General features: G+C 73.5%; 7 protein-coding genes. 3 read left to right on the top strand and 4 right to left on the bottom strand.

Annotation, left to right across the window (positions count from 1 at the left end):
* Window positions 1–32 precede the first annotated feature (32 nt).
* Window positions 33–2,264, bottom strand: coding sequence for a HelD family protein (locus tag P5G59_RS09185; RefSeq protein WP_301218220.1), 2,232 nt, complete (start codon window positions 2,262–2,264; stop codon window positions 33–35).
* Window positions 2,265–2,539: 275 nt separating this feature from the next.
* Here P5G59_RS09185 and P5G59_RS09180 point away from each other — a divergent pair, with 275 nt between their 5' ends.
* The gene (locus P5G59_RS09180) at window positions 2,540–4,162 is read left to right on the top strand and encodes a DEAD/DEAH box helicase (protein ID WP_301218217.1); all 1,623 of its coding nucleotides are present in this window, start codon (window positions 2,540–2,542) and stop codon (window positions 4,160–4,162) included.
* A 59-nt stretch (window positions 4,163–4,221) separates the two neighbouring features.
* Here the strand turns inward: P5G59_RS09180 and P5G59_RS09175 are convergent, their stop codons facing one another.
* The 3 genes from P5G59_RS09175 to P5G59_RS09165 form a co-directional block, all read right to left on the bottom strand.
* The gene (locus P5G59_RS09175; RefSeq protein ID WP_301218215.1) at window positions 4,222–4,818 is read right to left on the bottom strand and encodes a TetR/AcrR family transcriptional regulator; all 597 of its coding nucleotides are present in this window, start codon (window positions 4,816–4,818) and stop codon (window positions 4,222–4,224) included.
* A complete protein-coding gene (locus tag P5G59_RS09170; protein WP_301218213.1) occupies window positions 4,811–5,674 on the bottom strand; it encodes an alpha/beta fold hydrolase in 864 nt (287 codons plus the stop codon). Before P5G59_RS09170 ends, P5G59_RS09175 begins: the two co-directional genes overlap by 8 nt.
* 63 nt (window positions 5,675–5,737) lie before the next feature.
* On the bottom strand, window positions 5,738–6,319 hold the full coding sequence (locus tag P5G59_RS09165; protein WP_301218210.1) for an NUDIX hydrolase family protein: 582 nt from the start codon (window positions 6,317–6,319) through the stop codon (window positions 5,738–5,740).
* 115 nt (window positions 6,320–6,434) lie between these two features.
* Here P5G59_RS09165 and P5G59_RS09160 point away from each other — a divergent pair, with 115 nt between their 5' ends.
* Together P5G59_RS09160 and P5G59_RS09155 are read left to right on the top strand one after the other, a co-directional pair.
* Window positions 6,435–7,085 (top strand): alpha/beta hydrolase, encoded by a 651-nt coding sequence (locus P5G59_RS09160; protein ID WP_301218207.1) that lies wholly within the window; start codon window positions 6,435–6,437, stop codon window positions 7,083–7,085.
* A gap of 63 nt (window positions 7,086–7,148) precedes the next feature.
* Window positions 7,149–11,894 (top strand): Lhr family ATP-dependent helicase, encoded by a 4,746-nt coding sequence (locus tag P5G59_RS09155; protein ID WP_301218204.1) that lies wholly within the window; start codon window positions 7,149–7,151, stop codon window positions 11,892–11,894.
* Window positions 11,895–11,959 lie beyond the last annotated feature (65 nt).

Here is an 11,959-nt window from a genome sequence, read left to right as displayed (position 1 = left end):
GCGTGCAGTCTTTGCGGACTCGACGGTGGGGGTCAGCGGGCGACGAGGGTGAGGCGCTGGGTGGGGCGCGTCATGGCGACGTAGAGGGAGGCGGCGCCGCGCGGGGACTCGGCGGCGAGGGCGTCGGGGTCCGCCAGGACGACGGCGTCGAACTCCAGGCCCTTCGCCTCGTAGCCGGTCAGGACGGCGATCGGCCGCGTCAGGCCCGCGGCGCCCCGGCCGGCCTGATCGCCGAAGCGGGCGGCGACGGCCTCGGCGACGGCGGAGAGGTCGGCGGCCGTCGCGATGACGGCGACCGTGCCGGTGTCGTCGATCCCGCGGTCGTGCGCGACGGCCTCCGCCACGGCGTCGCCGAGCGCGCCGGGCTCCGCGGAGGCGGCGGCGACCCGCCGGATCGGCCACTCGCCCTCCCGCACCGCGCGGGTCGGCGTGATCGGCAGGCCCGCGTCGGCGGCGATCCGCTCGGCCTCGCGGGTGATCTGCGCGGGCGTGCGGTAGTTGACCGTCAGCTCCTCGAGCCGCCAGGCGTCCTTGAACAGCGGCTGGAGCGCATCCCGCCAGCTGATCGCACCCGCAGCCGACGCGACCTGCGCGATGTCGCCGACGATCGTGAACGACTTCATCGGGCAGCGGCGCAGCAGCACCCGCCACTGCATCGGCGAGAGCTCCTGCGCCTCGTCCACGACGACGTGGCCGTACGTCCAGCTGCGGTCGGCGGCGGCGCGCTCGGCGGTAGTGCCGCGGTCGACCTGCTCGGCGAAGCCGTCCGCCAGCTGCTCGGCGCTGACCAGGCCCTGGACGCCCATGTTCCGGATGGCGGCCCGCGCATTCTCGAGGTCGCGCTTGCGCTGCCGCTCCCGCTCGCGGTCGGCGGGGTCCGGCCTGCCGGGGAAGTCCCCGAGCAGCTCGGCCGCCTCATCCAGCAGCGGGACGTCGGAGACTGTGAACGGCTCCGACCGGTCCCGCAGCAGGGCGGCCCGCTGCGCCTCCGACCAGCGCGGGGTCAGCTCGGCGAGCCAGGCGGGCCGTGCGTAGAGGTCCTGCAGCAGCTTCTGCGGGGTCAACGGCAGCCAGGCCGTGTTGAGCAGCACCCGGACGTCGTACGAGGTGCGCAGGTCCTCCCGCAGCACCTTCAGGTCGGCGTCGTCGATCGTGGAGCCGGACGCGCGCAGCTGGGCCGCGAGCTGGTCGGTCAACTCGGCGAGCGCGTGCTTCACGAAGGTCACCCGGGCGACGTTGTGCGGCTTGCCGGTGCGCTGGGCCTTCGCGATGGCGCGCTGGACGAGCTCCGGCGCCACCGTCAGCCGCTCGTTGTCGACGACGATCGTCTGCTCCTCGGCCGGCGCCTTCTGCCGCGACTTCACCGCGCGGGAGAGCAGCCGCGCCATCTGCGCCGAGCCCTTCAAGACCGCGGCCTCCGGCGCGTCCTCGGCCGTCGCCTCCACGCCGGGGAACAGGTCGCCGAGCGTCGACATGACGACGCCGGTCTCACCGAGCGACGGAAGCACGGCCTCGATGTACCGCAGGAAGGCGGTCGACGGGCCGACGACCAGCACACCGGAGGCGCTCAGCCGCTGCCGGTTCGCGTACAGCAGGTAGGCGGCGCGGTGCAGGGCCACCGCGGTCTTGCCGGTGCCCGGTCCGCCCTGCACGACGAGCGCGCCGCGGAGGTCGGACCGGATGATGCGGTCCTGCTCGGCCTGGATGGTCGCGACGATGTCGTGCATGCGCCCGGTGCGCTGCGCGGTCAGGGCGGCGAGCAGTGCACCCTCGCCCTGCACCTTCTCCTGCGCCTGATCGCCGTCGAGCAGCGCCTCGTCGAACACCTCGTCGTCGATGCGCGTGACCTGCCGCCCGGACATGGTCAGGTGGCGCCGGGCGCGCACCCCCATCGGCTCGCTCGCGGTCGCCTGGTAGAACGCTCCGGCCTGCTGAGCGCGCCAGTCCACCAGCACCGAGCGCTCCTCCTCGTCGCGGAGCCCCACCCGTCCGATGTAGCGGTGGTCGGAGCCGTCCATCGGCTGCTCCAGCAGCAGACGGCCGAAGACGAGGCGCGAATCCACCTCCCGCAGTTGGGTCAGCTGATCCTCGTACAGCCGCGCGAACGCGTCCCGTTCGCTGCGCGCCTGGTGGTTGCTCCCGACGCTGTCGCGGCGGACGCGGGCCAGCCGCTCCTCCGTCTCCGCGCGCAGTCGATCGAGCCGCTGGTACAGCTCCGAGACCACGGCGCGTTCGCGTTCGAGCTCCGACTCCACCACGCCCATGGCCACCTCTCGTTTCCGGGCCGACAGTCTACGACCTCCGGATGTGTCCGCGCTCTCAGCACCCGCACGGCCGTATGCCCTAGAGTGGTGGTGCGGGCCGATTCTGCCCGCTGCGTCGTAGAAACGCTTCGCGTCGCGCCGGGCCTGTGTCGGTCACCTTCCGACTCCGCCCCGCACGCTTCTCTTCATACGGCGAACGATCGCGCCGCTCGGTGCGCTCGCCATCCGCCCGGTCCGCCGCATGCCGACCGGGTCCCCGCCCGAAAGGCACACCTTTGTCTCAGACTTTCGCCGACCTCGGCGTCCCCACCCCGCTCGTCTCGGTCCTCGCGGCCGACGGCAAGACCACCGCGTTCCCCATCCAGGCCGACACGCTGCCCGACGCCCTCGCCGGCAAGGACGTTCTCGGCCGCGGCAAGACCGGCTCCGGCAAGACCATCGCCTTCGCGCTGCCGCTCGTCGCGCGCCTCGGCACCGTGCTCGCCGGCGGCCGCCGCCGGGCCGGCCGTCCGCTGGCCCTCGTGCTCGCGCCGACCCGCGAGCTGGCCACCCAGATCGCGGCCACCTTCCGCCCGCTCGCCGACGCCTACTCGCTTCGCGTGTCCACCGTCTTCGGCGGCGTCTCGCAGAACAAGCAGGTCGCCGAGCTCAAGGCCGGCGTCGACATCCTGGTCGCCTGCCCCGGTCGCCTCGAAGACCTCATGAAGCAGGGCTTCGTGTCGCTGGACGCCGTCGAGATCACCGTGCTCGACGAGGCCGACCACATGGCCGACCTGGGCTTCCTGCCCGTCGTGACCCGCATCATGTCCGCCACCCCCAAGGACGGCCAGCGCCTGCTGTTCTCGGCCACGCTGGACAACGGCGTGGACAAGCTGGTCACCCGCTTCCTGCACTCCCCCGTGCTTCACTCGGTCGACGACGAGACCAGCCCGGTCGAGGCGATGACCCACCACGTGCTGCAGGTCGACACCCCGGACGAGAAGAAGGCGCTCGTGGAGGCCCTCGCCTCCGGCACGAGCCGCCGTATCCTGTTCACCCGCACCAAGCACCAGGCGAAGAAGCTCGCCAAGCAGCTGACAGCCTCCGGCATCCCCGCCGTCGACCTGCACGGCAACCTCGCGCAGGGCGCCCGCGACCGCAACCTGGCGGCGTTCGGCGACGGCAGCGTGAAGGTGCTCGTCGCCACGGACGTCGCGGCACGCGGCGTGCACGTGGACAACGTGGAACTGGTCGTTCACGTCGACCCGCCGGCGGAGCACAAGGCGTACCTGCACCGCTCGGGCCGCACCGCCCGGGCCGGCAGCGCGGGCGACGTCGTCACCGTGATGCTGTCCTCGCAGGCGGACGACGTCCGCACCCTGCTCCGCAAGGCCGCGATCGCGGTCGCTCCGCAGCGCGTGACGGCGGGCTCGCCCGCCGTCGTCTCCCTGGTGGGCGATGTCGCGCCGCGCGTCGCGCCGGCCCCGGTGCAGCCGCGGAACGCGGGCGGCGGGACGTCGCAGGGCGCGAACGCGCAGCGCAAGCGCGCCCGCCGCGCGGGCGGTGCTGCGGCCGGTCAGGGCTCGGGAGCCGGCCGGAACGGCCAGGGCGGATCCGGCAGGCAGGGCGCCGCGTCCGGTTCCGGTCAGGGCCGCATCGACGGTGCCGGGGCGCAGGGCGGCGGCTCGCGTCGCCGCGGGCGCGGCCAGCGTCCGGGCGGGGCTCCGGCCGTAGGCGGCCGCACAGGTCACGCCGAGCACGGCGCGTCGGGTCAGCGCTCGTCCGCATCCGGTCAGCGCTCGGGCAAGCAGGGCGCGTCGCAGGGCGGCGGTCGCGCTTCGGGCGCCGTCTACTCGACCTCGTCGTCCGGCGACGGGTCGGTGCGCCGCGGTCGCGGCTCGCGTCGCGCCCAGGGCTGACGCCCACCTCCCCGAGATGTGAGTAATGGCGGCTATTCGGTCCGAATAGCCGCCATTACTCACATCTGGGGCGCTTTTGCGAGGCGCTCGATGCCGGCGGTGACGCCGTCGACCAGCACGGCATAGCTGCGGTCGAGGTCGTCGGGGAGGCCGAAGCCGCCGCCCAGCTCGAGGGTGACGAAGCCGTGGATGGCGCTGCGCAGCATTCTGATCGCATCCACCAGTTCGTCGTCGGGCAGGCCGAAGCCCCGGAGCACCCCGGCCAGCACGGCGATGGTCTCCTCGGCGCGCGCCACCAGTTCGGCGTCGGCCGGCTCCGACCCGTGCGGCGCGACCTGCGTCGCGGCGTACCGGCCCGGGTGCCGGCGGGCGAAGTCCCGAATCGCGTCCGCCGCCGCGCGCACCGCCTCGGGCCCCGCGCGGCCGATGGTCGCCGCGGCGAGCACGCGGGTGAGCTCGGCGAGCGACTCCGTCGCCACCAGCCGGCGCAGGTCGTCGAGCGATGCGACGTGCTTGTAGAGGCTCGGGACGGCGACCCCGGCACGCGCGGCCACGGCGGCGAGGGTGAGCCGCTCGAAGCCGGAGGTGCCGCCCTCGTCCACCAGCTCGATCGCCACCGCCGTGACGGCGGCCCGGGTCAGCCCCGCCCTAGGCACGCGCGGCCCAGGCCGACGCGTCGGCGGTGCGGAGGGGCGCGAGGAACTCGAGCGTGCCGGGCACCGCGACGTCGGGACGCTGCGCGTGCGGGTAGTGCGCGGCCTCCGGAACCCGGACGACCCGGACGCGCTGCGACTCCATCCACGCCACCTCGGCGTCCGTGTCGCGGTAGTCGGGGTCAAGCTCGCCGACGAACGCGAGCATCGGCGCCGTGATCTCCGGAAGGCGCGGCTCGACGACCGAGTGCGTCAGCTGCAGCGTCAGGTGGCGGAAGCCCGCGAGGCGCCCCGGCTCCTTCAGCGAGGACCGGATGGCGGCGACGTGCTCGTCCAGCCACGGCGCCTTCGTGCCGCGGTTGAGCGTGCTGCGGTAGTAGCCGGCCCACGCCGACGCCCCCCACGGCCGGGCGAACAGCACCCGGTACGAGAAGTGGAGGAGGCCGGTCATCGCGGAGCCCATCGCGGGATCGCGGAGCAGGGGGCCGTAGAACGCGAGACCGGCGATAAGATCCGGGCGCTCGGCTGCGGCCCAGGCCGCGGCGGCGGCGCCCATCGAGTTGCCGAGGACGACGGCCGGGCCGCCGAGCTCCTCCACGAGGGCGAGGACGTCGCGGGCCGTGGCGATGTCGCCGAACTCGCGGAAGGTGGTGTCGGAGTCTCCGTGGGCGCGCAGGTCGGTGACCGCGACGCGGTAGCCGGCGGCGACGAGGGCCGGAACGAGCTCGCGGTAGCTGGAGCGGAGGTCGCCCATGCCGGGGACCGCCACGACGAGTGGCCCGTGGCCCTCGACCGTATAGCTGATGCGCCCGTCGGGGCGCTGCAGGTAGCGTACCTGCGACGCGACTGAAGTGGTCATAGCCATAAAGCTAATACCACTAGCCAAGCTCGTCAAGAGGCGATCCGAAGCGGTCGCGAAGGCTCAGGCGATGCGACCGAGCGACGCCATCGCCGCCTTGACGAGCGCGCCCCTGCCCCCTTCCAGCTCCTCGCTCACCGTGAGTGACGTGGCCTCCTCCGGCGTCATCCAGGTCAGCTCCAGCGCATCCTGGCGCGGGTCGCACGTGCCCGTCACCGGGACCACGTAGGCGAGCGAGACAGCATGCTGACGCTCGTCGGTGTACGGCGACACCCCCGGCATCGGGAAGTACTCGGCTACCTGGAAGGGCACGGGGCTCGCCGGCAGCTGCGGGAAGGCCATCGGCCCGAGGTCTTTCTCCAGGTGGCGGAAGAGCGCCTCGCGCAGTGTCTCGCCGTACATCACGCGGCCGGAGACGAGCGTGCGCGTGATCTGGCCCACGGCGTTGGCCCGCAAGAGGATGCCGACCTCGGTCACCTGCCCGAGCCCGTCGACCCGCACCGGCACCGCCTCGACATAGAGCAGCGGAAGCCGCCGCCGGATCTGCTCCAGCTCGATGTCGGACAGCCAGGCGGGGCCCGGCTGCGGCCCGTCGCCGGGCAGCGGATCGGGCGTTGGGTCCGGATCGGGAGTGCGTACGCTCATGCATGAATCCTACGGAAGGGGCATGCATCCACCTACGAGGGACAAGACGATCTGTGGATGGGCGGCACTCCGACGGGGGCTGTGGACGGAATGCCGGGTGGGATCAGAATGGAGGGTGCCCTTCCCCGCTCCCGACCTGCGAATCGACCGCGACGCCGTGCTGTGGTCCGCGTCGGAGCGCGACCGCGCCGGTCGCCCCCTGCTCGTCCTCCTGCACGGGTACGCCTCAGACGAGGCCGACCTCTTCGGAATCGCCGCCTACCTCCCGCTGGAGCCGGTGATCGCGTCACTGCGCGCGCCCATCCCCGAGGGCGCGGGGTTCGCGTGGTTCTCGCGCTTCACGAACCTTCCGGGCGACCCGCTCGCGGGCAATGCCGACGCCGCCGCCCGCGCCGTGCTCGAGTGGCTCGACGAGCAGCCGCGGGTGCCCACCGGCCTGCTCGGCTTCTCCCAGGGCGGTGCGATGGCGCTACAGCTGCTCCGGCACGCACCGGAGCGCTTCGACTATGCAGTCCAGCTCTCCGGGTTCGTCGTGCAGGGCTCGCAGCCCCGGGATGCGGAGCTCGCGCAGGCGCAGGTCCCGGTGTTCTGGGGGCGCGGGACGCTCGACGACGCGATCCCGGCCACCTCGCTCTCCCGCACGACCGAGTGGCTGCCGCAGCACTCCGCCCTCGACGCGCGCATCTACGAGGGGATGGGCCACGCGATCTCGCCGCTCGAGCTCGGCGACATCTCCACGTTCATCCGCGGCAACCTGCCTCGCTGAGCGTTATCCACAGGTCTTGCGGCCGCCCCTGACAGTGTCGGTGGTCGGGTGCAGGATGGGGGGATGAGCGACGTGCTCGATCGATTCTCCCCCGCGACCCGCGAGTGGTTCCGCGGGGCCTTCGCCGCGCCCACGGCAGCGCAGCAGGGGGCGTGGGAGGCGATCTCGCATGGCAAGCACGCACTGGTGATCGCGCCCACCGGTTCGGGCAAGACGCTCGCGTCGTTCCTGTGGGCGATCGACCGGCTCGCCACCGATCCCCGCCCGGCCGAGGCCAAGGCGGGCACGCGCGTGCTGTACATCTCTCCACTCAAGGCGCTCGGCGTCGACGTCGAGCGCAACCTCCGCGCCCCTCTGGTCGGCGTCACCCAGACGGCCAAGCGCCTCGGGGCTGAGCCTCCGCACGTGAGCGTCGGCGTCCGCTCCGGCGACACCCCGGCCTCCGACCGGCGGGCGCTGCTCAGCAACCCGCCGGACATCCTGATCACCACGCCGGAGTCGCTGTTCCTGATGCTCACCTCCCAGGCGCGCGAGACGCTCGCCGGGGTGGAGACCGTGATCGTCGACGAGGTGCACGCCGTCGCGTCCACGAAGCGCGGCGCCCACCTGGCGCTGTCGCTCGAGCGTCTCGACGCGCTGCTCGAACGCCCGGCGCAGCGCATCGGGCTGTCGGCGACGGTCCGTCCTCCGGAGGAGGTGGCGCGCTTCCTGGCGGGCGACGCACCGGTGGAGGTCGTGGCGCCGCCCTCCGGCAAGCGCTTCGACCTGCGGGTCGTGGTCCCGGTCGAGGACATGAGCGAGCTCGGCACGTCGACGTACGCCAGCGAGAACCCGGGCGACGGCTCCCCGCCGCAGGCCGGCTCCATCTGGCCGCACGTCGAGGAGGCGATCGTCGACCGGGTGCTGGAGAACCGGTCCACCATCGTGTTCGCCAACTCCCGGCGGCTGGCGGAGCGGCTCACCGCCCGGTTCAACGAGATCTACGAGGAGCGCGTGCTGGGCGGCGCCGTCGACACGGGCGCCCCCGACGGCGACACCCCTCGGCGGGCGCCGGCGGAACTCATGGGCGGCTCCGGGCAGACGCGCGGGTCGCAGGCGGTCGCCGACGCCGAGACGCTGGTGCTGGCGCGGGCCCACCACGGCTCGGTGAGCAAGGAGCAGCGGGCGCTGATCGAAGACGACCTCAAGACGGGAAGGCTCCGCTGCGTCGTCGCCACGTCGAGCCTCGAGCTCGGCATCGACATGGGCGCGGTCGACCTGGTCGTGCAGGTCGAGGCACCGCCCTCCGTCGCGAGCGGTCTGCAGCGCGTCGGCCGCGCGGGCCACCAGGTGGGCGAGATCTCCCGCGGCGTGGTGTTCCCGAAGCACCGGGCCGACCTCATCCACTCGGCGGTCGCGACCGAGCGGATGACCGCCGGACTGATCGAGTCGCTGCGGGTGCCCGCGAACCCGCTCGACATCCTGGCGCAGCAGACGGTCGCCGCCACGGCGCTCGAGCCGATCGACGCCGACGACTGGTTCGACATCGTCCGCCGCAGCGCACCGTTCTCCACCCTCCCGCGCAGCGCCTACGACGCCACCCTCGACCTGCTCGCCGGCCGGTACCCGTCGGACGAGTTCGCCGAGCTGCGCCCGCGCATCGTCTGGGACCGCGACACCGGGGTGATCACCGGTCGCCCCGGCGCCCAGCGACTCGCCGTCACGAGCGGCGGCACCATCCCGGATCGCGGCCTGTTCGGCGTCTACATGGTGGGCGAGAAGGCCAGCCGGGTCGGCGAGCTCGACGAGGAGATGGTCTACGAGTCGCGGGTGGGCGACGTCTTCGCGCTGGGCTCGACCAGCTGGCGCATCCAGGAGATCACCCACGACCGCGTGCTGGTCACGCCCGCGTTCGGCGAGCCCGGGCGTCTGCCGTTCTGGAAGGGCGACGGCATCGGGCGACCGGCCGAACTCGGTCGCGCGGTGGGAGCGTTCACCCGCGAGCTCAGCAGCGCCTCCCCCGCCGACGCCGAGCTCCGCTGCGTCGAGGCCGGGCTCGACGCCTGGGCGACGAGCAACCTGCTCGCCTTCCTGCGCGAGCAGAAGGAGGCGACCGGACACGTCCCGACCGACAAGACGCTCGTCGTCGAGCGCTTCCGCGACGAGCTGGGCGACTGGCGCGTCGTGCTGCATTCCCCGTTCGGCATGCAGGTGCACTCGCCGTGGGCGCTGGCGGTGCAGGCGCGCGTGCGCGAGCGCTACGGCATCGACGCGGGGGCGATGGCGGCCGACGACGGGATCGTCGTGCGCATCCCCGACACCGAGGCGCAGCCGCCCGGCGGCGAGCTGTTCGTGTTCGAGCCGGCCGAGCTCGACGAGCTGGTGACCGCCGAGGTCGGCGGGTCGGCCCTGTTCGCCTCGCGGTTCCGCGAGTCGGCGGCTCGGGCGCTGCTGCTCCCGAAGTACAACCCGGGCAAGCGCTCCCCGCTCTGGCAGCAGCGGCAGAAGGCGGCGCAGCTGCTGGATGTGGCGCGCAAGTACCCGAGCTTCCCGATCATCCTGGAGACCATCCGCGAAGTTCTGCAAGACGTCTACGACCTCGGCGCCCTCACCGACGTCGCCAAGCAGATCGAGCAGCGCAGCATCCGGCTGGTCGAGGCCGCGACCGAGACCGCATCGCCCTTCGCCCGCTCACTGCTGTTCGGATATGTCGCTGCGTTCATGTACGAGGGCGACAGCCCGCTCGCCGAACGCCGCGCCGCCGCGCTCTCGCTCGACGCCGGTCTGCTGGCCGAGCTGCTCGGCCGTGCCGAGCTGCGTGAACTGCTCGACCCCGCGGTCATCGAGCGCGTCGAGCTGCAGCTGCAGCGGCTCGCCCCGGAGCGGCGCGTGCGCGGTGTGGAGGGCGTGGCCGATCTGCTGCGCCTGCTCGGCCCGCTGTCGGTGGACGAGGTGGCCGAACGACTCGAAGCCGACGCCGCTGCGGTCGCCAGCGCGGCGACCGATCCCGATGAGACGTCGTCGGGCCCCGACGCCGACGACGTCGCCGCGACGCCGCACGCCGACCGCGAGACGGCCTCCGCGCACCTGGCGACCCTGGTCGACACCCGCCGTGCTCTCGTGGTGACGATCGCGGGGGTGGAGCGGTTCGCCGCGATCGAGGATGCCAGCCGCCTGCGCGACGCGCTCGGCGTCCCGCTGCCGATCGGCGTGCCCGTCGCGTTCATCGAGCCTGTGGAAGACCCGCTGGGCGACCTGGTGAGCCGCTTCGCCCGCACGCACGGTCCGTTCGAGACGGCCGAGGTCGCCTCCCGGTTCGGGCTGGGGCCCGCGATCGTTCACGACGCCCTGCGCCGGCTGGCACGCGACGGACGCGTGGTGGAGGGCGAGTTCCGTCCGCACGCGCACGGCAGCGAGTGGAGCGACGCCGAAGTGCTCCGCCGGCTGCGGCGGATGTCCCTCGCGGCGCTCCGCCACGAGGTCGAGCCGGTCGACACGACCACGTACGGGCGCTTCCTTCCCGAGTGGCAGCACGTCGGCTCCACGCTGCGCGGGGTGGATGCCGTGGCCTCGGTGATCGAGCAGCTGGCCGGCGCGCGCATCCCCGCGTCCGCCTGGGAGTCCCTCGTGCTGCCCAGCCGCGTCTCCGACTACAGCCCGGCCATGCTCGACGAGCTGACCGCGACCGGCGAGGTCATCTGGGCGGGCGACGGCAGCCTGCCCGGCGACGACGGCTGGATCAGTCTGCACCTGGCCGACAGCGCCCCTCTCACGCTCGCCCCGCCCTCGGATCACGAGCCCGACGAGCTGCAGCGCGGCATCCTGGAGGCCCTGGGCCGGGGCGGCGGGTACTTCTTCCGGCAGCTCTCCGACACGCTCGGCGCCGAGCGCGGCTCGGCGATCGACGACGCCGAGCTGGTCACCGCGCTCTGGGACCTGGTCTGGGGCGGGCGCGTGACCAACGACACCCTCGCTCCCCTGCGCACGCTCACCGCCGGCGGCTCCGGCGCCCACAAGCGACCACGGCAGCCGACGCGGGCGAGGATGTACCGCGGCAGGGCGGCCACCCGCTCGGCGATGGTGACCCGGATGGGGCCGCCGACGGTCGCCGGCCGCTGGTCGCTGCTCCCCGTTCGCGACCTCGACTCGACGGTGCGCGCCCACGGGCAGGCCGAGACCCTGCTCGACCGGTACGGCGTCGTCACCCGCGGCTCGGTGATGAACGAGGGCACGCCGGGCGGCTTCGCCCTCGCCTACAAGGTGCTCAGCGGTTTCGAGGAGACAGGCCGCGCCCGGCGCGGATACTTCATCGAGACGCTCGGCGCCGCCCAGTTCGCGAGCGGCGCCACGGTGGACCGGCTGCGCTCGTACGCGCGCGACCACACCCAACAGCGTCCGTTCGAGGCGGTCGCGCTCGCGGCCACCGACCCCGCCAACCCGTACGGCGCCGCCCTGCCGTGGCCCGCGGTGCCCGGCGAGAGCGGCACGGGCCATCGGCCGGGCCGCAAGGCCGGCGCCCTGGTGGTGCTGGTCGACGGCGAGCTCGCCCTCTACGTCGAGCGCGGCGGCAAGAGCCTGCTCTGTTTCGTCCCCGGTGCCGCGACCGCTTCCGGAGGCGCTGCCGAACCCGCTGAACCGGCCGACGCCGACGCTCCCCACATGCTCGCTGCGGCGGCCCGGGCCCTCGCCGCGCTCGTCACCGGCCGCCGGGTCGACAAGCTCGCGGTCGAGACCGTCAACGGCGGTTTCGTGCTCGGCTCACCGCTCGGCGACGCACTGTCCGAGGCGGGCTTCCTCGCCACGCCGCGCGGGCTGAGGCTGCGCGGATGACCGACACGAGAACGGCCCGGTCGACACCCGCCCAGCCGACACCGGCCCTGGTCCCGGGACGCGCC

The organism is Leifsonia virtsii (assembly GCF_030433675.1).
In the GTDB taxonomy this organism is placed as follows: domain Bacteria; phylum Actinomycetota; class Actinomycetes; order Actinomycetales; family Microbacteriaceae; genus Leifsonia; species Leifsonia virtsii.
This window is presented reverse-complemented; position numbering and strand designations above follow the sequence as displayed.

What these genes read in the sequence shown, in the direction of transcription:
- P5G59_RS09185 (WP_301218220.1), bottom strand. Translation starts at nt 2,264, where the DNA reads ATGGGCGTGGTGGAGTCGGAGCTCGAACGCGAACGCGCCGTGGTCTCG.
- P5G59_RS09170 (WP_301218213.1), bottom strand. Translation starts at nt 5,674, where the DNA reads ATGACCACTTCAGTCGCGTCGCAGGTACGCTACCTGCAGCGCCCCGAC.
- P5G59_RS09165 (WP_301218210.1), bottom strand. Translation starts at nt 6,319, where the DNA reads ATGAGCGTACGCACTCCCGATCCGGACCCAACGCCCGATCCGCTGCCC.
- P5G59_RS09155 (WP_301218204.1), top strand. Translation starts at nt 7,149, where the DNA reads ATGAGCGACGTGCTCGATCGATTCTCCCCCGCGACCCGCGAGTGGTTC.